This is a genomic window from Lysobacter antibioticus, assembly GCF_000731095.1.
Lineage (GTDB): Bacteria > Pseudomonadota > Gammaproteobacteria > Xanthomonadales > Xanthomonadaceae > Lysobacter > Lysobacter antibioticus_B.
In genome coordinates this window covers 1-23954 of the sequence record NZ_JMTZ01000087.1, presented here as the reverse complement: position 1 = coordinate 23954, position 23954 = coordinate 1, and the positions used below count along the sequence as shown (strand labels likewise).

Genomic DNA, 23954 nt, shown 5'->3' with positions numbered 1-23954 from the left:
TTTTTCATACGGGACATCCCTGTCCCGATGAAAAACGGCCTGCATCCATGCAGGCCACCCTCCGGGTCTTCTATTGCCTTCGCAAGGTCGATACGACGCACGGCAACGGCAACTGCAACGGCAACAGAAAAATCTTCAAGGCAACCGAAGCCAAAGCCGAAGCTGAAGCTAAGCGGTAACGACGTCGTCTCCACCAGCGCCACCTACTATTCGCCCCACAAAAAAGCCGCCCCCTTTTGCAAGGAGGCGGCTTCCGGTTGCCGCAAAAAACCGAAACGCTGGCCAATCAGGACTTCTGTTTCGCCCTCGCGAACGCATCCGCCAGGGCGCCGCCCATCGGCGCGGCGGCCTTCGGGGCGAACGAGCCGCCGCGCGCGGGGGGCGCATCGCGACGGCCGCTGCGCGGGTCGTTGCCGCGCCCGCCATTGCGGTCGCTACGCTCGTTACGTTCGGCGCCCGCACCGGCCGGACGCGGCGCCGGCACGGCGTCGTCGAGACGGCGCGTCAGGGCGATGCGCTTGCGCGGGATGTCGACTTCCAACACCCGCACCTTGACCACATCGCCGGCCTTGACCACCTCGCGCGGGTCCTTGACGTATTTGTCCGACAAGGCCGAGATGTGGATCAGGCCGTCCTGGTGCACGCCGATGTCGACGAAGGCACCGAACGCGGCGACGTTGCTGATCACGCCTTCGAGGATCATGCCGACCTGCAGGTCCTTGAGGTCCTCGACGCCGTCGGCGAACCGCGCGGCCTTGAACTCGGGACGCGGGTCGCGGCCGGGCTTTTCCATTTCCTTGAGGATGTCGCGCACGGTCGGCACGCCGAACTTATCGTCGGTGAACTGCTCGGGCTTGAGGGTGCGCACGAACTGCGGGTCGGCGAGCAACTGCTTCACCTCGCGTCCGCACTGTTGGACGATGCGTTCGACCACCGGATACGCCTCGGGGTGCACCGACGAGGCGTCGAGCGGTTGCTCGCCATCGACGATGCGCAGGAAGCCGGCGCATTGCTCGAAGGTCTTGTCGCCCAGGCGCGGCACCTTGAGCAAGGCCTTGCGCGAGGCGAACGGGCCGTTCTCGTCGCGATGGCGGACGATGTTCTCGGCCACCGTGCTCGACAGGCCCGACACCCGCGCCAGCAAAGCCGCCGAGGCGGTGTTGACGTACACGCCGACCGCGTTGACGCAGTCCTCGACGCGGGCGTCGAGCGCGCGCGCCAGGCGGTACTGATCGACGTCGTGCTGGTACTGGCCGACGCCGATCGCCTTGGGTTCGATCTTGACCAGTTCGGCCAGCGGGTCCTGCAGGCGCCGCGCGATCGAGACCGCGCCGCGGATGCTGACGTCGAGATCGGGGAATTCCTTGGAAGCGAACTCGGAGGCCGAGTACACCGAGGCGCCGGCCTCGCTGACCACGGCCTTGGTCAACTTGGCTTCCGGCACGAGCTTGATCAGGTCGGCGGCCAGCTTGTCGGTTTCGCGCGAGGCGGTGCCGTTGCCGATCGCGATCAGTTCGACCCCGTGCTTGATGCACAGCGCGCGCAGCGTGTGCAGGGACTGGTCCCATTGCTTGCGCGGCTCGTGCGGGTAAATGGTGTCGTGGGCGACGAACTTGCCGGTGGCATCGACCACCGCCACCTTGACCCCGGTGCGTAGGCCCGGGTCGAGGCCGAGCACGGCGCGCGGGCCGGCCGGCGCGGCCAGCAACAGGTCCTTGAGGTTGTCGCCGAACACGTCGATGGCTTCGGCCTCGGCCTTCTCGCGGGCCTGGCCGAACAGGTCGAGCAACAAGTGCAGGTGCAGCTTCGCGCGCCAGGTCAGGCGGCAGGCATCGAGCAGCCAGCGGTCGGCGGCGCGGCCCTGGTCGGCGATGCCGGCGTTGAGCGCGACCCGGCCTTCGCCGTAGGCGTGGCCGGCCTCGGCATCGGCGCCGGGCTCGAGTTCGAGGAACAGCACTTCTTCGCGACGGGCGCGGAACAGGGCCAACAGGCGATGCGAGGGGATCTTCGCCAGCGATTCGGCGTGGTCGAAGTAGTCGCGGTACTTGGCGCCTTCGGCTTCCTTGCCTTCGGCGACGCGGGCGCGGATCACGCCGACCTCAGTCAGCCAGCCGCGCAGTTCGCCGACCAGCCTGGCGTCTTCGCCCCAGCGCTCCATCAGGATCGCACGTGCGCCTTCGAGCGCGGCCTTGACGTCGGCGACTTGCTTTTCCTCGCTGACGAAGCCGGCGGCGAAGGCTTCCGGGCTCAGGGTCGGGTCGGCCAGCAGGCCGTCGGCCAGCGGCTCCAGGCCGGCTTCGCGGGCGATCTGGGCCTTGGTGCGGCGCTTTGGCTTGTACGGCAGGTACAAGTCTTCCAGGCGCGCCTTGCTGTCGGCCGCTTCTATGTCGCCGCGCAACTCGTCGGTCAGCTTGCCCTGCTCGGCGATGCTTTCGAGCACCGCGGCGCGGCGGTCTTCGAGCTCGCGCAGATAGCGCAGACGCGATTCCAGGTCGCGCAGCTGGATGTCGTCGAGGCCGCCGGTCACTTCCTTGCGGTAGCGGGCAATGAAGGGCACGGTCGCGCCTTCGTCGAGCAAAGCGATGGCGGACAGGGCCTGGGCGGTCTGGGCGCCGATCTCGACGGCGATGAGTTTGGCGATCTTGTTTGCGATCTGCGCGGACTGCGTGTTCTGGTCTTGCATCGTTTCCAATCGATTACCCCGCTGGCGGGGGACCGGGCGATTGTCGCAATGCCGGCGTGAAGGCGAAACCCATTGACAGGACTGGGTTTTTGGGGCGGGCGGATGAGAAAACGAGCCGAGAGGAGTGAGAAGTAAGCGGGAGCGAGGCGGTATCGGCTTTGCTCGCTCCTCACCCCTCTCCACTCACTCCTCTCTTTAAGAACCGTTCTCATCGCTCGGGTACAATGTGCGCCCCGCTCCACCCGATCGATCCTCGCATGTCCTCCGCTTTTGGCACCGAAACGGTGCTGGACGTCCGTCACTGGACGGACGACTACTTCAGCTTCACCACCACCCGCGACGACGGTTTCCGCTTCGAGAACGGCCAGTTCGTGATGATCGGACTGCAGGTCGAGCAGGCGGACGGCTCGCACAAGCCGCTGCTGCGCGCCTATTCGATCGCCAGCGCGAACTGGGAAGAGCAGCTCGAGTTCTTCAGCATCAAGGTGCCGAACGGCCCGCTGACCTCGCGCCTGAAGTCGATCCAGCCCGGCGACAGCGTGCTGATCGGGCGCAAGCCCACCGGCACCCTGCTGGTCCACGACCTGCATCCGGGCCGCAACCTGTACCTGCTCGGCACCGGCACCGGCCTGGCGCCGTGGCTGTCGGTGATCAAAGACCCGGAGACCTACGAGCGCTTCGACAAGGTGGTGCTCTGCCACGGCGTGCGCAACGAGAAAGACCTGGCCTACCGCGACTACATCGTCAACGAGCTGCCGCACCACGAGTTCCTCGGCGAGCAAATCGCGGCCAAGCTCAAGTACTGCCCGGCCGTGACTCGCGAGGCCTTCGAGTACGCCGGCCGCGACCAGCGCGGCCGCCTGACCGAGATGATGGAAAGCGGGCGGATGATGGACCTGCTCGGCATCGAGCCGCTCGACCCCGAGCACGACCGCGCGATGATCTGCGGCAGCCCGCAGGTGCTGGCCGATTTCCGCGGCGTGCTCGACCAGCGCGGCTTCACCGCCTCGCCGCGCATCGGCACGCCGGGCCAGTACGTGTTCGAGCGCGCCTTCGTCGAGAAATAAACCCGGGCGGCAGGCACGACGCCCGCCGCGACAGAGCGCGCCATTCAGGCCGCGCGCCGCTCCTGGCGCAAGGCGCCGCGGTAACGCCGGCTGCACGGGATGCGGGTGCCGTCGCTCATGGTGATGCGCGCATCGCCGCTTTCCAGCGGCTCGATCTCGCCGACGCAATCCAGGTTGACCATATAGCTGCGGTGCACGCGCACGAAGCGGGCCGGATCGAGCTGAGTCTCGATGCCGGCCATGGTCGTGCGCAGCGGATAGTCGCGTCCGCGCAGATGCAGGTTGACGTAGTTGGACGAAGCCTGCAGCCACTCGACCTCGGCTGCGGCGATCAGGAACTCCTTGCCGAGCTTACGCACCAGGAAGCGCTCCGGCCGTTCCGGAACGACCGGCTCGGGCACGTCGTCGGCGACGGTCAATACGCTGGCTTCGCCCTGCCAACGGCGCAGCAACAAGCGATATGCCTCGATCCACACCACCATATAGGTGTAGGAGCGCACGTCCTTGAGGTATTCGTAGACGTATTCGGCCGCCCAGGGGCTGAAGTCGTAGCTTTCGCCGAGACCGATGTAGACCGCTTTGCGGATGGCGACCATGGCGGTCACGTGGGCGACCGACCAGGCCACGCTGCCGAGCAGGTGCAGGGCCACGGCGCGGCGCCAGGTATCGACATGGAACGGGACCTGGCGCGTGTACCAGACCAGGGCCGGCACCAGCGCCAGCGCGACCAGGCAACTGCTGCCCTCCCAGACCGGCGGCGCCCAATTCGGGATGTCGAGGCCGGCACGACGGATGTCCATCAAGGTGGTCAGGCTGCCGGCGACCGCATTGACCCCGAACAGGATCACCCAGCCCAGGATCTCGGCGGTGCGGCGCCAAGGTTGGTAGCGGTCCCAGGCGCTGGGCGGGACGGCCGGACGGGCGGGAGGAAGGGCGGCGGCGCTGGCGGCCGCGGGGATCGGGGACACATCGTCGTTCATGCGCGCATTCTCGCCCGGCGACCGTCGCACGCGACGACCGGTCGTCCCCTGGGGACCGCGATTCGTCCCCATGAACCGCCATCGGTCACCCCGGCATCGCTCGCCGACGCCCGTCGCCACAGGCTTGCGGCTCCGCCACTGCCGTGACCGCCCATGCAACGCCGATACGACATCGACGCCCTGCGCGCCCTCGCCTTCGCCCTGCTGATCCTCTATCACTGGGCGATGCTCTACGTCGCCGACTGGGGCTGGCACCTCAAAAGCACGCACCTGTCGGAGACCCTGCAGTTGCCGATGCTGTTCGTGAACCGCTGGCGCATGGACCTGATCTTCTTGATCTCCGGCCTGTCGGTGCACTTCCTGTTGCGCGGCAGCTCGCTCGGCCGCTTCGTCGCCCAACGCAGCTGGCGGCTGCTGCTGCCGCTGACCTTCGGCTGCCTGGTGGTCGTGCCGATCCAGCCCTATGCCCAGGGCGTGGCGAACGGCCTGGTCGAGCCGGGCTTCGTCGACTTCCTGTTGCGCTACTACCGCTTCCAGCCCTGGCCGGCGGAGGCCTTCGACGGCTGGGAGTACGGCTTTACCTGGAACCACCTGTGGTACCTGGTCTATCTGTGGGTCTACACCCTGGTCTTCGCGGCCGTGTTGCCGCTGTTCCGCAACGGCGTCGGCCGCCGCGCCCATGCCGCGCTGGCCGCACTGCGCCGTTGGAAATTGGTCGTGTTGCCGGCGCTGCCGCTGGCGCTCGGCTCGATCCTGCTGCAGCCGCATTTCGAGGAAACCGGCGACCTGATCCACGACTGGTACCGCCACGCGATCTATTTCACCGTGTTCCTCTACGGCTACTGGCTCGGCAACGAGGCCGGCCTGTGGCAGGAACTGCTGCACCTGCGCCGCCGCACCCTGGCCTGGGCGCTGGCGCTGTTCGCGGCCTACCTGGCGATGATCCGGCTGCTGCCAGAGGACGTGCCCGACAGCGTGCAGTACGCAATCTGGACCGTGCGCAGCCTGTACATCTGGGCGGCGATCTGCACGATCCTGGGCTGGTCGCACCATCTGCTCAACCGCCCGTTCCGCTGGCTGCCCTGGGCCACCGAAGCGGTCTACCCCTGGTACGTGCTGCACCAAAGCCTGACCGTACTGATCGCTTATTGGGTGCTGCCGCTCAAGTTCGGCGCGGTCGTCGAGCCGGCCATCGTTCTGCTCGGCACCGTGCTCGGTTGCTGGGCGCTGCACGAAGCGATCCGGCGCGTGACGTGGCTGCGGCCTTGTTTCGGTTTGAAGGCGTGGCGCCGCGAGCGTCCGCAGATCTCGCTATCGAACAGGACGACCCCACAAGCGGCGGAGGCCGCCTAATGGCTTGGGATACGAGCGACGCGGCGGCGATCTGGTCCGTCGGCGGGTGTCGGCTGCGACGTCGTTGCGCCGACACGGTCGCGGCTTGCGCCGCTCCTACTCCGTAAAGCGTGCGCTGCCGATTCGACGTGGCCGTACCGGCGGCTTCTGGGTAGGAGCGGCGCAAGCCGCGACCGCGCTGCTTCGGCCGCCGACGCGGTCGCGGCTTACGCCGCTCCTACCCTAAAGCGCTGCGTGCGCCTCAGGCCAGCGCTTTCTCGATGTCGGCGGCGATCGATTCGGGCTTGTCGGTCGGCGCATAACGCTTGATGACGGTGCCGTCGCGGCCGACCAGGAACTTGGTGAAATTCCATTTGATCGCGTCGATGCCGAGGAAGCCGCCCTTCTCGTCCTTGAGCCACTTCCACAGCGGATGCGCCTGATCGCCGTTGACGTCGATCTTGGCGTACAGCGGGAAGCTCACCTCGTAGGTCAGCGAGCAGAATTCCTTGATCTCGGCCTCGTTGCCGGGCTCCTGGTGGCCGAACTGGTCGCAGGGAAAGCCCAGCACTTCGAAACCGCGCGCGGCATAGTCGCGCTCGAGTTTTTCCAGGCCGGTGTACTGCGGGGTGAACCCGCATTTCGAGGCGACGTTGACGATCAGCAGCACCTTGCCGCGATAGCGATCGAGCGACTGGTTCTGACCGTCGATGTCGACGGCTGAGAAATCGTAGGCGGTGGTCATCGCGGGGACTCCCTGGGGACTGGACGCACCATAACGCTTCGCGGTGGCGGTGTCTGGGGGCTGGATACGGCTTTGAGGTTGCAGCTGCATCCAGTTCGCTGTTGCCGTCATCCCCGCGAAGGCCGGTTCCAGGGCTTTACCGCGGCCTCACTCTGAAGTCTCTGGGTCCCCGCCTACGCGGGGACGACGAGCACGGCGTCGAGCCTCCAGGCAGCAGCGTTTCGCTCTTGCCGTTATCCCCGCGAAGGCGGGGATCCAGGGCTTTATCGCGACCTCACTCTGAAGTCTCTGGGTCCCCGCCTACGCGGGGACGACGAGCACGGTGTCGAGCCTCCAGGCAGCAGCGTTTCGCTCTTGCCGTCATCCCCGCGAAGGCGGGGATCCAGGGCTTTACCGCGACATCGCTCTGAAGTCTCTGCGGCCCGGCCCGGCCCGGCCCGGCCCGGCCAGGGCGCATGGCGCCCTGGCGTTCATGGATGCGCGAGCCAGTGGCTCGCATGCGCATCCCTTCGCCCACAAAAAACGAACGGCCCGCACGAGGCGGGCCGTTCGAAGTATCGCAATGCAGGCTCGGATCAGAACGAAGCCTTGAACTCCGCACCGACGATGCGCGGGTCGTTGACGAAACCGACCAGGTTGTTGAAGTCGATACCGCCGACCGCACGCTTCTCGTTGAGGATGTTGCGGCCGTACAGAGCCACGTCGTAACGGCCGTTGTCCCACTGGTAACCGATGCGCAGGCCGCCTTCGAGCAGGTCCTTGCCGCGGAACTCGCGGGCCTCGTACAGGAAGAAGTTCACTTCGCTGCGGTAAGCCCAGTCGGTGTAGACGTAGAACTCGTTGCCGTTGGCGAGCGGCAGGCTGTAGCGCGCAGTGACGTTGTAGACCCACTTCGGCGCCTGCGGCAGCGGGTTGCCGTCGATCGCCGCGAGGGTCTGGCCGTTGCGCACTACGGTCGGATCGGTGACGGTGCAGCCGCCGCCGCAGGGAGCCACGAACAGGTTGCTGTCCTGGATCTCGGTGTCGTTATAGCTGGCGCCGAAGGTGACCATCAGGTTGTCGGTGACATAGGCGTCGAGGTCGACTTCCACGCCCTGGCCGAGGGTCTTGTCGGCGTTGACCAGGATGGTCTGGTTGAGCGCGCCGCCGACCGCGTTGAGCTGCTGATTGTCGACGGTGTAGCGGAACAGGGCGACGCCGAGACGTGCGCGCTTGTCCCACAGGTCGGCCTTGAGGCCGGCTTCGTACGAAATCACCTTCTCGGCGTCGGCGACCGACGGCTGCGGCGGGGTCTGGAACAGCAGGCGGCCCTGGATGCTGGGCGCGCGGAAGCCCTTGGCGATGCGCGCGTACAGATTGATGTCCGGGGTGGCCTGGAACACGCCGCTGATGTCCCAGCTGACGTCGTCGACGTCGGTGCGGACCTTGAACGGGCCCGACACCGGCGCACCGAACGGCGCGCTCTGCAGCACGCTGGCGCTGAAGTCCTTCTTGTCCTGGGTGTAGCGCAGGCCGCCGCGCAGCTTGAAGCGCTCGGTCACGTCGTATTCGAGCGAGCCGAACGCAGCCCAGGCCTTGTTGCGCTGCTTCTGCTGGGCATGACCGGCCTGCACGCCACCGGCGAGGCTGTCGTAGTTGAGGCTGTCGACGGTGATGTCTTCGTCGAAATAGAACAGGCCGGCCTGCCAGTTGAGCGGACCCGCGTAGCTCGATTCGATGCGGAATTCCTGGGTCCACTGGCGGTGGTCCGGCAGGCCGTCGGCCGACTCGGCGGCGAACGGAATACCGACCGGGGTGCTGCCGCCGGGCAGGAACATCGCGCCGACGCCGCCGTCGATGTCGCCGCGGCTCAACGAGTCGGCGGTTTCGTAACCGGTGATCGAGTACAGGGTCAGCTCGTTCGGCAGTTCCCAGCTCAGGCGCGCGCTGGCGCCGTAGCTGTCGAGCTTCTGCGAGTTGCGGCCGTCGATGCCGACCTCGTCGATGTCGAAACCGTCGGCGAAATCGTTCGTGCCCTTCTTGAACAGCATGGCGCGGAACAGACGCGCGGTGCCGTTGAGGTGGCGCGAGTGGACGTTGAACAAGGCGTTGAAGGTGTCGCTGCCGTCGTATTGCAGCTGCAGGCGCACGGCGGATTCGTCGTAGCCTTCGAGTTCGCCGTTGCTGCGGGCGTTCGGATTGGTGTTGGTCACCCAGTCGTCGCGGCGCTGGTACATCGCCGAAGCGCGGGCCGACCAGTTGGCGCCCAGCGGGCCACTGATGGCGCCTTCGAAATTGGTGGTGCCGTAGGTGCCGTAGGACACCTGGCCGTAGCCTTCCAGCTCGCGGGTCGGCTTGGCCGACTCGAACTTGACCACGCCGGCCGGGGTGTTGCGGCCGAACAGCGTGCCCTGCGGGCCGCGCAGCAGTTCGACGTTCTCCAGGTCGAACACCGGGAAGCCCTTCAGCAGCGGGTTCTCCAGGACGATGTCGTCATAGACCAGCGAGACCGGCTGCGAGGCGTTGAGGTCGAAATCGGTATTGCCCAGGCCGCGGATGTAGAAACGCGGGAAGGCGCGGCCGAACGAGGACTCGATGTTGAGGCTGGGCAGGCGGCCGGACAGGAAACGGATATCACCGCCGCCGGAACCGAGCACGTGCAGCTTCTCGCGGTCGACCGTAGTCAGCGCGACCGGGACGTCCTTGGCGCGTTCGACCTTGCGCTGGGCGGTGACCATCAGGGCGTCGAGGGTCTTGGCCTCGCCTTCGGCCGGTGCAGCCGTGGCGGGCGCTGGCTCCTGGGCGAAAACGGTGGCGGAAGCGAGGGTCAGGCCGATAGCGACGGCCAGGGCGTGACTACGGGGCGCAGGGCTGCGGAGAGCACGCAAGTGCTGGAACATGGTCGGGTTTCTCGATGGACGCGGCGCGTGGGGCGCCAGTTCGTGGGAAACCGCCGCCGTCGTGCTCCCTCGGGCACGCGCGTACGGCGATGGGCGATCGGACCGTCCCTTGACGGCCGTGACGCGGACTGCCCGCGCCGGTGGCGGCTCATTGACCGGCGAATGTTACCAAACCATTAAAGAGCCCGTGCTCGAATGGGCTTTCTAGCCGATCGGCGGGCTTGGCAGTTGGGCAAGAGCAAATCCCCCCTGCCCCCCTTTTCAAAGGGGGGAACGGCCTGGGAGTACTGGAACCGCCACGGGGACGACCTCAGGGCCGCGAACCGCTCGGGCGGGTTTGCTTCGGCTTACTTCGCCGCGGCGACCTTGGCCGGTGCGGCGAAGGGCTTCACGCCCAGGGCGTCGTAGACCTCGCTCGGGTAGTAGGCGGTGTCGCCCTGCAGCACCAACGAGACCTTGCGGATGTCGGCGATGTCGCGGGTCGGGTCTCCGTCGATCAGGATCAGGTCGGCGCGCTTGCCGGCCGTCACCGAGCCGCGATCGTCGAGCACGCGGGCGACCTTGGCCGCGTTCCAGGTCGCGACCTGCAAGGCCTGCGACGGGGTCAGGCCCGCGCGCACGTACAGGGCCAGTTCGTGCTGCAGGGTGAAGCCGGGCACCTCGTCGGTGCCGGCCAGCAGCGGCACGCCGGCCTTGTAGGCGCGACCGACGAACTCCACCGCCTTGGCGTAGGACTTGTTGTAGCGCGCCGCGGTCGCATCGTCGGGGATGTTCATCTCGGCCGAACGACGACCACGCTGCACGTCCGGCGGCAGGTGGTCGGCGATGCCCTCGACGATCGGCGACAACTCGCCGTCGCGCTGATGCAGGAACTCGAAGGTCGCCAGGGTCGGGTCGATCGCGATCTGCTTCTTCGCCAGGGTCGCGATGAAGTCCTGCACCGGCTTGGAATCCAGGTCGAGGTCGGCGGCCTTGTCGGCGACCAGGTAGAAGCGCTGCAGGGTGCGGGTGTCGGTCTTGTCGTCGACGAAGAAATTCAGCAGCAATTGGTTGATGTGCTGCACTTCGTCGTAACCCTGGTCGACCACGTCCTGGGCGCGCATGAACGCCGGCACGTGGCCGCTGACGCGCAGGCCCTTGCTGTGCGCATAGGCCGCGGTCTCGCGCAGCAGCTCCTTCGGGAAGGAGTTATAGATCTTCACCTGCGGATAGCCGTTGGCGGCGTACCAGTCGACCGCCGACTTGGCTCCGGCGATGTCCTTGATGACGAAGCCGTTGCGCGCCGAGAAATTGCTCTCGCCCTCGATGAAGCCAGCCGGCACCACGTTCGGCGACAACAGCGTGCCGGCCTTGATCTCGCCGATCATCTGCTGCAGGGTCGCGTTGTCGTTGCCCATGTCGCGCACGGTGGTCACGCCCGCGGCGATGTTGAGGCCGCCGTCCCAGCGCGACAGGTGGCCGTGCATGTCGAACAGGCCCGGCATCAGCACGCGGCCGCCGCCGTCGACGCTGCGGTCGTACTTCAGCGACGCCGCGGCCTTGCCGACCGAGACGATCTTGCCGTCGGCGACGACCACGTCGGTGGCCTCGCCGAGCTGGGCCTTCTCGCTGTCGAACACGCGCACGTCGCGCAGCAGAGTGGTGCCGGAAAAGCGGTGGCCGAGCTTCTGCCGCAAATCCACCAACAGCTTGCCTTCGGCGGCTTTCTGGCGGGTCTCCAGGGCCGCGGCGTTGCCCTGCCAGCCTTCCTCGATCAGCTGCAGATAGCCGGGATAGATGAAGGCGAACAAGCGCGGTTCCGCACCGGTGGTGGCCCAGGCGAAGTTCGGGGTGAAGCCCTGCCCGGTCATCGCCAGCAGCTGCACCTTCTCGGTCTTGCCGTCGCGAGTGACTTCGGCCTCGTCGATCTTGCGCGCGCTCAGGCTGCCGTTGGGCAGCAGCGGCAGCTTGCCGTCGCTGCGCTTGGCCAGCGCATTGAGCACCACGGAGAAACCGGCCGGGGTGCCGCCGAGCGGTGCGTACAGACCGGGACCGGATACGGTCGCCTCGCCCGAATCGGACAGCGACTTCCACACCGCCTTGTCGCCCTCGCGGCGGAAGCTCTCGTCGACTTTCGCGCCGAAAGTCGAGGTGCCCTGGACCTGGTAGGTCTGGTAGGTGCCGTCCTTCGCCAGCGTGTAGGTTTCCTTGAGCTCGGGGCCGCGGCCGTTGTCTTTGAAGATGAAATCGACCGTGGTGGTGCCGTCGTCGGCCCGGGTCACGACCTGCTGGCCGGCCTGCTTGCCGCCGTCGACCAGGGCCAGGTAACGCGTGGTCTCGGCCGCGAAGGCGCTGGTGGCGAAACCCGAGGCGAGGCAGACCGCGAGGGCCAGGCGGGCGACGGAGGGCAGGCGCGGCGCGCGCAGGGTCGAACGGGACATCGGCAGTTGAGGCATCGGATCGTGCTCCGGAAGAAACAGCATGGAATAGGCAGAAACCTGGAATGCAAAAGCTTTAACTGGAGTGCGAAAGCTTTCAGTCGTGATGCGTGACCATCAGGACGTAACCGTCCGGGTCTCTGACCCGGAACTCGCCCTTGGGGCGGTAGAACGGATAGGCCATCGCGCCGGCGTCGATACCTGCGGCGAGCACGCGCTCGCGCATCGCCGCGACGTCGTCGCAATACACGTAGAACAGCACCGCCTGAACGGTGTCGTCGACCGGCCCGTCGGCCAGCACCAGCATCAGCTCGGCGCCGCCGGGGCTCTGCAGCGAGACCCAGACCGGATCGTCGCCGCAGGAGGGCTCGTAGTGGGCGTTGCCGATAGCGAAGCCGAAGGTGGCGTAGAAGGCTACCGCGCGCGGCACCTGGGCGACGTGCAGCATCGGCACGAAACGCTGTGCGCTCGGCGCCGTCACGAGGCCCGTCCTGACGCCCGTCCTGTGTGCCGGCTGCCCTGCGCCATCGCCCCGCTCCCTGATGAACTGCGCCGGAGTGTAAACCGGCCGCCGCCGGCGAACCTGGCCCCTTGGTCATGCTTTGCCCGGCCTCGCGGGCCCGCCCCGGGCGGCCATGCCTTTCGTCACGGGCCGCCCCTGCCCGGGGTCGGTTAGGCTTTAAGGTTCCTATTGACGAGGTTCCGCACGATGAAGCATCCCCTCGCGCTGGCGTTGGCCGTGGCCCTGTTCGCCACCGGTACCAGCCTTGCCCACAATGCCCAGGCCCAGACCAAAGCAGACCAAGCCGTGACCGCCAACGCTCAATCGAACGCGAACCCGTTCTTCCAGGAGAGCCCGCTGCCGCTGCAGTTCCCGCAGTTCGACAAGATCAAGGACGCCGATTTCGCGCCCGCCTTCGATCGCGGCATGGCCGACCAGCTCAAGGAAATCGACGCGATCGCCAACAGCGCCGACGCGCCGAGCTTCGACAACACCATCCTGGCGCTGGAGCGTTCGGGCCGCATCCTCGCCCGCTCGACCTCGACCTTCTTCAACCTGATGAGCACCGACACCAACCCGGTGCGGCAGAAGCTCATGCAGGAATACGCGCCGAAGATGTCGGCCCACCGCGATGCGATCAACCTCAATCCCAAGCTGTTCGCACGCATCAAGACCCTGTACGGCCAGCGCGATTCGCTGGGCCTGGACGCCGAGGGCGTGCGCCTGGTCGAGCGTTACTACACCGACTTCGTCCGCGGCGGCGCCAACCTCAGCGACGCGCAGAAGACCCGTCTGAAGGCGATCAACGCCGAACTGGCCGAACTGGGCGCCAAGTTCAGCGAGAACGTGCTCGAAGAGGTCAAGGACTCGGCCATCGTCGTCGACAGCAAGGCCGAACTCGACGGCCTGTCCGACGAGCGCATCGCCGCCGCGGCCGAAGCGGCCAAGGCGCGCAAGCTGGAAGGCAAGTACCTGCTGACCCTGCTCAACACCACCGGCCAGCCCCCGGAAACCGACCTGACCAACCGCGCCCTGCGCGAGAAGCTGCACAAGGCCTCGGTCGCGCGCAACAGCCGCGGCAACGCCTTCGACAACACCGCGCTGGTGTCCAAGGTCGTCACCCTGCGCACCGAACGCGCCAAGATGCAGGGCTACCCGAACTACGCCGCCTACGTGCTCGAGGACGAGACCGCCAAGAACCCCGAGGCGGTCAACAACATGCTCGGCCAACTCGCCCCGGCCGCGGTCGCCAACGCCAAGCGCGAAGCCGCCGACCTGCAGGCGATGATCGACAAGGAACAGGCCGCCAAGGGCGAGAAGAGCTTCCAGCTCGAGCCCTGGGACTGGGCGTTCTACGCCGAGAAGGTTCGCAAGGAAAAGTTCGCCTTCGACGAAGCCCAGCTCAAGCCCTACTTCGAGATGAAGAACGTGCTCGAGAACGGCGTGTTCTACGCCGCCGGCCAGCTCTACGGCCTGAAGTTCAAGCAGCGCACCGACCTGCCGCTGTACCGCCCGGACACCAGCGTTTACGACGTGTTCGACGCCGACGGCAAGCAGTTGGCGATCTTCATCGCCGACATGTACGCGCGCGATTCCAAGCGCGGCGGCGCCTGGATGAACTCCTACGTCGACCAGTCGGAACTGTTCGGCACCCTGCCGGTGGTGGCCAACCACCTCAACATCCCGGCGCCGCCGGCCGGCAAGCCGACCCTGATGACCTGGGACGAGGTCACCACCATGTTCCACGAGTTCGGCCATGCCCTGCACGGCATGTTCTCGAACGTGAAGTACCCCTACTTCTCCGGCACCAGCGTGCCGCGCGACTTCGTCGAGTTCCCCTCGCAGGTCAACGAGATGTGGGCCGACTGGCCGTCGGTGCTGGCCAACTACGCCAAGCACTACCAGACCGGCGAGCCGATGCCGAAGGAACTGCTGGACAAGGTCCTGGCCGCTTCCAAGTTCAACCAGGGCTTCACCACCACCGAGTACCTCGGCGCGGCCATGCTCGACCAGAACCTGCACCAGATCGGCGACGCCGCCCAGGTGCCGAAGGCCAAGGACGTGATGCCCTTCGAGACCGCTTCGCTGAAGAAGGACGGCATCTATTACACGCCGGTGCCGCCGCGTTACCGCACCCCGTACTTCAGCCACATCATGGGCGGCTACGCGGCCGGCTACTACGCCTACATCTGGTCGGAAGTCCTGGACGCCAACACGGTGCAGTGGATCAAGCAGCACGGCGGCCTGACCCGCGAGAACGGCGACCGCTTCCGCGCCACCCTGCTCTCGCGCGGCGGCAGCAAGGACGCCCTGCAGCTGTTCCGCGATTTTGCCGGGCATGAGCCGAAGATCGAGCCCCTGCTGGAGCGCCGCGGCCTGACCGCCCCGGCGGCCGGCGAACCCAAGAATAAATAATTCAGGCCCGCCCTTCAGGTTTTGCAACGCAAAAGGCCGCCCACCTGTCCGGTGGGCGGCCTTTTTGTCGTTGGAAGGCACATAACCACCGTTATCACGATCTAAAGATTTCCAAAGAATTTCCGCACTTTCGACGAAGCTCGACTTATGTCACATTCGGTCCAAGTGGAGCCCAACTAACCTGATTTTGGATATCGACGGCGTCGGTGCGCGCAAGCGAAACGACAGGATTTCGATCAACAGGGGACATCAGGATGGCCGCCATCTCCGTGGTCCAAGCCGCAAGCTCGTCCGGTTCCAGTTCCAACCGCAACGACCGACGCATCGCGCTGGTCGAACGCGACCCGATGTTGAGGCAACAGATCCTGCATTCGCTGCAGATGCGCCAGTTCGCCGTCGTCGAATGCGCGAACGCCACCGCGCTATACCGCAACCTGCTCAGTTCGCCCTGCGATATCGCAGTGATCGCCAGCGACCTGCCCGACGACAATCCGCGCACGGTCGCCCTGCACCTGCGCCAACATTCCGACACCGGCATCGTCATGCTCGATGCCGATGCCGGCAACGGCTGCCAGACCGAGTCCTATCGCGAGATCGCCGACGCTTGTTTCCCCAAACCGGTCGACCTCGACGGACTCGCCGCAGTCATCACCGCGATGCACAGCCTGCAACACCACATGCGTGCGATGCCGTCGCGCAGCAGCGCCGGCCTGAGCGAATGGGAACTCGCCCTCGACGGTTGGACCCTGCGCACGCCGGATGGATCTTCCATCGACCTCAGCGCGCCCGAGCGCAGTGTCTTGTTACGCCTGGTCAATACCGGCGCCGGCGGCCATCCGGTTTCGCACGACAGTCTGATCGGTTCCTTGACCAGCGATGTCTACGATTTCGACCCGCACCGCCTGGAAATGCTGATCTATCGTCTGCGCAAGAAAGTCGCGCTGATGAGCCCCTTGCCGTTGCCTCTGCGCGCCGTGCGCGGCATGGGTTATCTGTGCACCATCGTGCGCGCGAACAATTGAATAGTCACTGCGGACTTTCATAGCGGCCGCAGGGGGCGGCCGACGTCGACAACTGTCCAAATCACATACTCGCTTGCGTGATCTCGCGTGAGTGAAGGTGATGCTGCATGAGTGTATTGCGTAGATGGGCTACCTAGCCTGCATCAGCCGATGCCTGCCGTGCCAGCGAACGCGGCAGCAGCGATACCCGGGGACGAAGAACGAATCGCGGCCATAACGGCCGGCTGGCGTGCGCTCCGTCCTGCGCTATCGATCGGCTCACCGCAACGATCGTAGACGGAGACTGTTGCCATGAATCAGCGCGACACGCAGAACGGAATGCTTCTGACCACCGCATCGGCAGCCACGCACGACATCCGCACCCACGGCCTGCGAACGACGCGCACGCCCCTGTTTCGATCGACCGCCTGTTGGTGCCTCGCGCTAGGCCTGGCCGCCACGCCCTTGTTCGCCAGCGCCGCCGAAGACGGCTCCGCACTGGCCGCGCCTGCGATCGAAAGCAGCGAAGACACCTCGTCTTCCAACGGCGAACAACCGGCCGCCAGCGATGAACTGCTCGACGAGGAAGCGCCGCTGCTGCCGCTGGTGTTCGACGGCATACCCAACAGTTCCACCTGGGATTCGATGGCCTTCGACGACGGCGGCATGGCCTCGCCCATGAGCGTGATCCAACCGCCCGACCCGGCCAACAACAGCCTGCCCGGCATCAACGCCTACCTCAGCAACTGGCTGCTCGGAAACGACTATCAAGCATGCGGCCTGCTCGGCAGCGGCTGCCTGACCATCGATCGCGCCAACTTCAATTATTCGTATCTGTCGCTGATCCTCAACCTGGTGCAGGCGCCGAACGTACTCGACCTGGACGGCAACCAGCCCGCGAACCATTTGACTCTGATCGGCGCGGTGCAGTCCGACAGCTACATCCAGTTCCAGGACAGCAACTACACCGGCAACAACAACAACGCCTCGTGCGTGATCATCGGCCTGGCCTGCACCTGGAGCACCAATGCCGCGCAGAACAACCAGGTCATCATCGGCGACGGCAGCTATGCCAACGGCTCCAACACCATCGTCATGGGCACCAACGCCCGCCATCAGCTGCCGACCGTCACCGCGGCCTCGCAGGGCTTCGTCGGCGGCCCCGACACCAACTACGCCGCGCGCCTGGGCAATTCGGTGGTGATCGGCGACAACAGCTTCGGCAACGCCAACCGCCAGACCATCCTCGGCTTCGGCGCGACCTCGACCCACGCCAACAGCGTCGCGCTCGGCGCCGGCTCCAGCACCGCGATCGGCGCGCAGAGCGGCTACACCGCGTTCGGCCTGGTCGCGCCGCAAACCTCGGCCGGCGAAGTCTCGATCGGCGCAGCCGGCTCGCCCCGCAAGCTGACCAACGTCGCCGCCGGCAGCACCGGCACCGATGCGGTCAACGTGGCCCAATTGCAGGGCGCGCTGGCCAACGCCGCGGCCGATCCGTTCGCGGTCAAGTACGACGACCTCGGCGGCACGCCCGACTTCGGCAACGTCACCCTGCAGGGCCCGGGCGGCACCGTCATCTCCAACCTCGGTGCGGGCGTCATCGCCGCCGGCAGCACCCAGGCGGTGAACGGCAGCCAGATCTTCGCGATCAGCCAGTCCAATGCGCAGCGCCTCGGCGCCGGCGCCTCGGTGGCGGCCGACGGCACCGTGACCGCGCCGAACTTCATCATCGACGGCAACGGCTACAACAACGCCGGCGACGCGTTCGCCGCGGTCAATGCCGGCATGGCCAACGCCGATGCCTTCGCTGTGCAGTACGACGACGACGGCCTCGGCAATCCCGACTACGGCAACGTCACCCTGCGCGGCCCGGCCGGCACCGGCACCTTGATCGGCAACCTCGCCGCCGGCCAGATCGCCGCCGCCAGCTTCGACGCCATCAACGGCAGCCAGATATTCGGCATCGGCACTTCGGTGGCGAACCTGTTCGGCGGCGGTACCACCTTCAACGCCGGCGGCACCTTCACCGCGCCGAACTACGTCATCGGCGGCAATAGCTACAACAACGTCGGCGCCGCGCTGACCGCGCTCGACGGCGGCCTGACCGGCAGCAACGCCTTCGCCGTGCGCTACGACGACGACGGCAGCGGCAACCCCGACTACGGCAACGTCACCCTGCAAGGCCCGGCCGGCACCGGCACCGTGATCGACAACCTCGCCGGCGGCGCAATCGCGGCCGGCAGCCTGCAGGCGGTCAACGGCGGCCAGTTGTTCAGCCTCGGCACCTCGACCGCGGCGCTGTTCGGCGGCGGCGCCACCTTCAACATCGGCGGCGGCTTCACCGCGCCCAACTACGTCATCGGCGGCAATACCTACAACGACGTCGGCGCGGCGCTGAGCGCGCTCGACGGCGGCCTCGCCGGCAACGATGCCTTCGCGGTGAAGTACGACGACGACGGCAGCGGCAACCCCGACTACACCCGCGCCACCCTGCGCGGCCCCGCCGGCACCGGCACGACCCTGGACAACGTCGCCAACGGCCAGATCGCCGCCGGCAGCCTGGAGGCCGTCAACGGCGGCCAGGTGCAGGGCTTCGGCGACGGCATCGCCTCGATCTTCGGCGCCGGCACCAGCTTCAGCGGCGGCGTTTTCGGCGCACCCAGCTTCACCGTGCAAGGCGGCAGCTACCAGGACGTCGGCGCGGCCTTCGCCGCGGTCGATGCCAGCCTGACCAACATCAACAACCGCATCGACAATCTGCCGCCGGGCAGCACCCCGGAACCGCGCATCGCCATCGACGGCACCGGCAACGCCTCGGTCGGCGCGGGCACGCGCGCCATCGCCGCCGGCGCCGGCGCCAGCGCCGGCGGACAGCATGGCGTCGCAGTCGGCGGCGACGCCTACGCCGCCGGCGACAACGACACCGCGGTCGGCGGCAACGCCCGGGTCAACGCCGACGGCAGCACCGCGGTCGGCGCCAACAGCAGCATCTCGGCCAGCGCGACCAATGCGGTCGCGGTCGGCGAAAGCGCCAGCGTGACGGCGTCGGGCGCGGTCGCGCTCGGCCAGGGCGCGGTGGCCGACCGCGCCAATACGGTGTCGGTGGGCACCGCTAGCGCGCAGCGCCAGATCGTCAACGTCGCCGCCGGCAGCCAGGACAACGACGCGGTCAACGTCGCCCAATTGCGCTCCTCGCAGGCCGGCACGGTGCGTTACGACACCAACGTCGACGGCAGCGTCAACACCACTCAGGTGACCCTCAACAACGGCGGCAGTTCGGTGCAGATCCGCAACGTCCGCGCCGGCACCTCCAACACCGATGCGGTCAACGTCCAGCAGCTCAACGACGGCGTCAACCGCGCCATCACCACCTCCAACCAGTACACCGATAACTGGGGCAACGGCCTGCGCCGCGAGATCGGCCAGCTCGACGACAAGGCCAGCGCTGGCGTCGCTTCGGCGATGGCGGTCGCGGGGCTGCCGCAGTCCTACATGCCCGGCAAGAGCATGGCGGCGATCGCGGCGAGCTCGTTCCGCGGCGAAACCGGCTTCGCGATCGGCGTCTCGACGATCAGCGAAGACGGCCGCTGGGTCTATAAATTCTCCGGCAACAGCAACTCCAAGGGCGACGTCGGCGTGACCGTCGGCGCCGGCCTGATGTGGTGAGCCCGGAAACCTGACCTCCCCCCGGCGACCGCGCGCGCCCCGCCGTGGTACGCCAGGCCGCCCGAAGCGATTCGGGCGGTCTTCTTTTTGCCACGCCGTCGCTGCCACGGCGCGGCGCCGACCTTGGATAGCCACCGCATCGCCGCCATCTAGCCCACAGCCCTGTCCCGCCTGCGACCACGCCCCCGAATGAATCCGAACGCCGCCGACACCCGCGATGCGCACACCGCCGCACAGGCCCTGTACGAGTGGCTGCGCCCGCACCGGCGGGTGTTCGTGCTGACCGGCGCCGGCCTCAGCACCGGCTCGGGCATCCCGCATTACCGCGACGAGAACGGCGCCTGGCAGCGCAAGCCGCCGATCGATTTCCGCGCCTTCGTCGGCGACGCCCGCGCCCGTGCCCGTTACTGGGCGCGCAGCTTCGTCGGCTGGCCTTCGTTCGCCGGCGCACGGCCGAACAGCGGCCACCAGGCGCTGGCGCGTTGGCAGGAACGCGACGGCCCGCATGCGCTGGTGACCCAGAACGTCGACGGCCTGCACGCACGTGCCGGCAGCCGCGACGTGGTCGATCTGCACGGCTGCCTGGACGAGATCGTCTGCCTCGACTGCGGCGCGCGGCGTGCGCGCGAGTCGGTGCAAGCCGAGTTGGCCGAACGCAATCCGGATTGGGTCGACCTCGACGCGGCGGTCCTGCCCGACGGCGACGCCGACTTGGAAGGCCTGGAGTTCGAGCGCTTCGCCACGCCGGTGTGCGGCCACTGCGGCGGCATGGTCAAGCCCGACGTGGTGTTCTTCGGCGAAAACGTGCCGCGCGCGCGCGTCGCCGCGGCCCAGCAGGCCCTGGCCGAAGCCGACGCGATGCTGGTGGTGGGTTCGTCGCTGATGGTCTATTCCGGCTTCCGCTTCGCCCGCGCCGCGCGCGAGGCCGGCCTGCCGCTGGCCCTGCTCAACCGCGGCGTGACCCGCGCCGACGACATCGCCACGCTCAAGCTCGAAGCCGATTGCTCGGCCACCTTGCAGGCGGCGTTGGGGTGATTGGGCGGGATTCGGGAATTGGGAATTGGGAATTGGGAATTGGGAATTGGGAATCGGGAATCGGGAATTGGGAATCGGGAATCGGGATTCGGGATTCGGGATTCGGGATTCGGGATTCGGCTAACGATATCGCCGACTGTAGGAGCGGCGTGAGCCGCGACCAACCGAAGAAGTTGACGCCAGCGCCGCAACCGAAGCCCGGACAATCGGCGTCTGTTTTTTCGTATGCCGCAATCCCTGGCTGCGGACGAAGACGTGGTATTTCACCGCTTCGTTCTGTCGCGGCTTACGCCGCTCCTACCCAGAAGCGGCGGCGCGGCGGCCTCAGGGCGTCGGACGCCGATCGATGCGGCTGTGTTCGAGAAACAGCTTGCGCGCGGCCACGCCGATGTCGGGCTGGTCGATGAAGAAGCCCTGCACGCCCAGGGCGTAGAGCTGCAGGGCCTCGCCGAGCGCGCTCTGGACCACGCCGTTGGCGGTCTGGCTCAGGAAGGGTTCCTCGGCGCGCACCGTATACGGGTGCACCTGCAAGCCGAGCTGCAAAGCGCGGCCGAGCACCGGATGGACGAAACCGGTGTTGCGGGTGGTCAGCAAGGCATGGCCGTCGCCGTCGGCATCGCGCTTGGCCGGCAGGGCCACGCGCGGCAGCAGGCTGCTCTTGGACGGGCCCAGGCCGGCGACGTAGTGCGTCCGCATCCAGCTCAGCGCCGCGGTTTCGGTCAGCGCCGCATAGCCGGTGCCGGCGCCGATGCCGCCCGGGATCGCCGTGCCCAGATCGCCATAGATCGCGCTCAGGTCGCTGCCGTGCGCGAGGTGGTAGACGAAGTCGTAGGGACAGTCGCGCTCGAAGTCGCCGTACAACTGCACCAGCGGCAGGTCGATGCCGGCCTTCGGCAGGATCCTGCGCTTGAGCTCGATTAGGTTGGCGACTTCGAAACTCTGGATGTAAACCCGCGCCGGGTCGGTGAAGCCCTCGGCGACCAAGGTCTGCACCAGCTTCTCGCCGAGCGAGACCTGGATCGGCGTGCCATCGATGCGCTTGCCTTCGAGGGCGAACCAGGTCGGATGCTTGGTCTCGGGATAAATGCCGATGACGCGGCCGTCGCGGCTGTGCTCCTTGGCCAGAGCGATCACCTCGCGCAGGGTCGCGATCTCGAACCGGCCATCGAAGCGCTTGTTGCCGGGGCGGATCTGCGGGATGCGTTCGCGTGCGCGCAGGGTCTTGAGTTCGGCCAGGGTGAAGTCTTCGGTGAACCAGCCGGTGAGGCGCTCGCCGTCGATGACCTTGCTGACGCGGCGGTCGGCGAACTCCGGGTGGTCGGCGACGTCGGTGGTACCGGAGATCTCGTTCTCGTGGCGGACCACCAATTCGCCGTCGCGGGTCGCGACCAGGTCCGGCTCGATGAAGTCGGCGCCCTGCTGGATCGCCAGGCGATAGGCTTCTAGCGTGTGCTCGGGGCGATAACCGCTGGCGCCGCGGTGGGCGATCACGATCAGGCGCGGGCTATCGGCGGTCTGCACGGCGGACGAGGACTCCGGAGCGACGGGGGCGGGCGTGGCGTTCGCTGCCGCGCCGGCCAGCGCGCCGCAGACGATCCAGGCCAGTCTAAGAGATGTACTGCGCTTCACCGGTCGATTCTCCGCTAGTTCGTATGCATACAGGCGCGTCCACGCCGGCCGGCCCGCGTGCCGGCGCCGACGCAGTGCCGACGCGACAGGCGCGCCCGACCCGCCATCGTCGGGCCGGCCATCATCAGGCCGGCCATCATCAGGCATGGGCATTGCCGCGATTTGACGATCCCGCCCCAGAACGGTCCCGTATTGAAGCGCGGCCCGCCGCAGCCGCTATGATGCGGCGATCATTCGGGGAGAGCGTTCGATGAGCCTGGTGGCCAAGGTATTCCGGCACAAGTCGGTGGAACAACTGCAGGCCGAGGCCAGCAAACGTACGGATTTCCGCCGCGTACTCGGGCTCTGGCAGCTCACCGCGATCGGCATCGGCGGCATCATCGGCGTCGGCGTGTTCGTCCTCGCCGGCCACGAAGCCGCCACCAACGCCGGCCCCGCGGTCGCCCTCGCCTTCCTGCTCGCCGGCATCGCCAGCGCCGCGGCGGCGCTGTGCTACGCCGAGTTCGCCGGCATGATCCCGGTCACCGGCAGCGCCTACACCTACAGCTACGCCACCTTGGGCGAGCTGCCGGCCTGGCTGATCGGCTGGGACCTGTTGCTCGAATACGCGCTGATCGTGGCGGTGGTCGCGATCGGCTGGTCCGGCTACGTGCAGGCCCTGCTCGGCAGCGCCGGCTTCCATCTGCCGGTATGGGCGCAGGGCGCCATCGGCACCGGCGAAGGCCGCGTCTTCAACCTGATCGCGGCCCTGGCCACGATCGGCGTGTCGGCTTTGCTGGTGTTCCGTACCGAATGGGGCGCGCGCTTCAACACCCTGATCGTCGCGATCAAGGTCATCGCGGTGGTGCTGGTGATCGGCGTCGGCGCGTTCTACATCGACCCGGCCAACTGGGTGCCGTTCATTCCCGAGCGCGTCGTCGACGCCAACGGCGTCGGCCACTTCGGCCTGCAAGGCGTGGCGACCGCCGCCGCAGTGGTGTTCTTCGCGGTGTTCGGCTACGACACCCTGACCACCGCCGCCGAGGAATCCAAGAACCCGCAACGCGATCTGCCGCGCGCGGTGCTGCTGTCGCTGGGCGTGTCGATGGTGCTGTATCTGGCGGTGTCGCTGGTGCTGACCGGCATCGCGCCCTACACCACCCTCGGCGGCGACGCCCCGGTCTCGGAAGCCTTCACCCGCCTCGGCCTGCCGTGGATCGCCGCTGCCATCTCGATCTCGGCAGTGATCGGCATCGCCAGCGTGCTGTTCGCCTTCATGCTCGGCGCCGCGCGCATCTGGTTCTCGCTGTCGCGCGACGGCCTGCTGCCGGGCTGGTTCGCCAAGATCCACCCCAAGTACGGCACGCCGCACCGCCCCACCATCGTGCTCGGCATCTTCACCGCCCTGGTTGCCGGCTTCCTGCCGATCGGCGAGGTCGCCAAGCTGGTCAACATTGGCGTGCTCTCGGCCTTCATCGTGATCTGCGCCTCGGTGTGGGTGCTGCGCGTGCGCAAGCCCGACCTGCACCGCGCCTTCCGCACGCCGTTGGTGCCGCTGATCCCGCTGATCGGCATCGGCTTCTCGATCTGGCTGCTGTCCGAGCTGGCCGCGATCACCTGGCTG

14 protein-coding genes are annotated in these 23954 nt (G+C 67.2%); 7 read left to right on the top strand and 7 right to left on the bottom strand.

The genetic code is table 11. The features are described 5' to 3' along the window. Window positions 1-286: 286 nt before the first annotated feature. On the bottom strand, window positions 287-2683 hold the full coding sequence (locus tag EX88_RS0120295) for a Tex family protein (RefSeq protein WP_031373808.1): 2397 nt from the start codon (window positions 2681-2683) through the stop codon (window positions 287-289). A 257-nt stretch (window positions 2684-2940) separates the two neighbouring features. Between EX88_RS0120295 and EX88_RS0120290 the strand changes: the two genes are divergently transcribed. After that, window positions 2941-3750, top strand: coding sequence for a ferredoxin--NADP reductase (locus tag EX88_RS0120290; protein ID WP_031373807.1), 810 nt, complete (start codon window positions 2941-2943; stop codon window positions 3748-3750). A gap of 44 nt (window positions 3751-3794) precedes the next feature. On the opposite strand, the gene EX88_RS0120285 is transcribed toward EX88_RS0120290, so the two are convergent. Beyond that, a complete protein-coding gene (locus EX88_RS0120285; protein ID WP_081931291.1) occupies window positions 3795-4730 on the bottom strand; it encodes a LytTR family DNA-binding domain-containing protein in 936 nt (311 codons plus the stop codon). A gap of 153 nt (window positions 4731-4883) precedes the next feature. Here EX88_RS0120285 and EX88_RS0120280 point away from each other — a divergent pair, with 153 nt between their 5' ends. Further along, window positions 4884-6083 carry an acyltransferase family protein gene (locus tag EX88_RS0120280; RefSeq protein ID WP_031373805.1) on the top strand — a complete coding sequence of 400 codons (1200 nt, stop codon included), beginning with the start codon at window positions 4884-4886 and terminating at the stop codon, window positions 6081-6083. Window positions 6084-6324: 241 nt separating this feature from the next. On the opposite strand, the gene EX88_RS0120275 is transcribed toward EX88_RS0120280, so the two are convergent. The 4 genes from EX88_RS0120275 to EX88_RS0120260 all read right to left on the bottom strand — a co-directional run bounded on the left by EX88_RS0120275 (window position 6325) and on the right by EX88_RS0120260 (window position 12584). Next, the gene (locus EX88_RS0120275; RefSeq protein ID WP_031373804.1) at window positions 6325-6807 is read right to left on the bottom strand and encodes a glutathione peroxidase; all 483 of its coding nucleotides are present in this window, start codon (window positions 6805-6807) and stop codon (window positions 6325-6327) included. Window positions 6808-7382: 575 nt separating this feature from the next. Then, window positions 7383-9674 (bottom strand): TonB-dependent receptor, encoded by a 2292-nt coding sequence (locus EX88_RS0120270; protein WP_430536923.1) that lies wholly within the window; start codon window positions 9672-9674, stop codon window positions 7383-7385. 359 nt (window positions 9675-10033) lie between these two features. Then, window positions 10034-12121 carry an amidohydrolase family protein gene (locus EX88_RS0120265; protein ID WP_235186378.1) on the bottom strand — a complete coding sequence of 696 codons (2088 nt, stop codon included), beginning with the start codon at window positions 12119-12121 and terminating at the stop codon, window positions 10034-10036. 79 nt (window positions 12122-12200) lie between these two features. Continuing rightward, the gene (locus EX88_RS0120260) at window positions 12201-12584 is read right to left on the bottom strand and encodes a VOC family protein (protein ID WP_152566390.1); all 384 of its coding nucleotides are present in this window, start codon (window positions 12582-12584) and stop codon (window positions 12201-12203) included. A 228-nt stretch (window positions 12585-12812) separates the two neighbouring features. On the opposite strand from EX88_RS0120260, the gene EX88_RS0120255 reads away from it, so the two are divergent. From EX88_RS0120255 to EX88_RS0120240, 4 genes are all read left to right on the top strand, one after another. Next, window positions 12813-15020, top strand: coding sequence for a M3 family metallopeptidase (locus EX88_RS0120255; protein WP_031373800.1), 2208 nt, complete (start codon window positions 12813-12815; stop codon window positions 15018-15020). A 254-nt stretch (window positions 15021-15274) separates the two neighbouring features. Continuing rightward, complete coding sequence (locus EX88_RS24045) at window positions 15275-16042, top strand: response regulator transcription factor (protein WP_036149621.1); 768 nt, start codon at window positions 15275-15277, stop codon at window positions 16040-16042. A gap of 291 nt (window positions 16043-16333) precedes the next feature. Further along, a complete protein-coding gene (locus EX88_RS0120245; protein ID WP_051885363.1) occupies window positions 16334-19687 on the top strand; it encodes a YadA family autotransporter adhesin in 3354 nt (1117 codons plus the stop codon). Between the two features lie 189 nt (window positions 19688-19876). Next, a complete protein-coding gene (locus EX88_RS0120240; protein ID WP_051885362.1) occupies window positions 19877-20722 on the top strand; it encodes an NAD-dependent protein deacetylase in 846 nt (281 codons plus the stop codon). Window positions 20723-21046: 324 nt separating this feature from the next. Here the strand turns inward: EX88_RS0120240 and EX88_RS0120235 are convergent, their stop codons facing one another. After that, the gene (locus EX88_RS0120235; RefSeq protein WP_235186376.1) at window positions 21047-22351 is read right to left on the bottom strand and encodes a glycerophosphodiester phosphodiesterase family protein; all 1305 of its coding nucleotides are present in this window, start codon (window positions 22349-22351) and stop codon (window positions 21047-21049) included. Between the two features lie 250 nt (window positions 22352-22601). Here EX88_RS0120235 and EX88_RS0120230 point away from each other — a divergent pair. Beyond that, window positions 22602-23954, top strand: a 1353-nt coding sequence (locus EX88_RS0120230; protein WP_031373795.1) for an amino acid permease, incomplete at its 3' end; no start/stop codon positions are given.

Coding starts and splice junctions, on each gene's coding strand:
- EX88_RS0120295 (WP_031373808.1), bottom strand. CDS start 2,683: ATGCAAGACCAGAACACGCAGTCCGCGCAGATCGCAAACAAGATCGCC.
- EX88_RS0120290 (WP_031373807.1), top strand. CDS start 2,941: ATGTCCTCCGCTTTTGGCACCGAAACGGTGCTGGACGTCCGTCACTGG.
- EX88_RS0120280 (WP_031373805.1), top strand. CDS start 4,884: ATGCAACGCCGATACGACATCGACGCCCTGCGCGCCCTCGCCTTCGCC.
- EX88_RS24045 (WP_036149621.1), top strand. CDS start 15,275: ATGGCCGCCATCTCCGTGGTCCAAGCCGCAAGCTCGTCCGGTTCCAGT.
- EX88_RS0120240 (WP_051885362.1), top strand. CDS start 19,877: ATGAATCCGAACGCCGCCGACACCCGCGATGCGCACACCGCCGCACAG.
- EX88_RS0120275 (WP_031373804.1), bottom strand. CDS start 6,807: ATGACCACCGCCTACGATTTCTCAGCCGTCGACATCGACGGTCAGAAC.
- EX88_RS0120245 (WP_051885363.1), top strand. CDS start 16,334: ATGAATCAGCGCGACACGCAGAACGGAATGCTTCTGACCACCGCATCG.
- EX88_RS0120255 (WP_031373800.1), top strand. CDS start 12,813: ATGAAGCATCCCCTCGCGCTGGCGTTGGCCGTGGCCCTGTTCGCCACC.
- EX88_RS0120285 (WP_081931291.1), bottom strand. CDS start 4,730: ATGAACGACGATGTGTCCCCGATCCCCGCGGCCGCCAGCGCCGCCGCC.
- EX88_RS0120265 (WP_235186378.1), bottom strand. CDS start 12,121: ATGCCTCAACTGCCGATGTCCCGTTCGACCCTGCGCGCGCCGCGCCTG.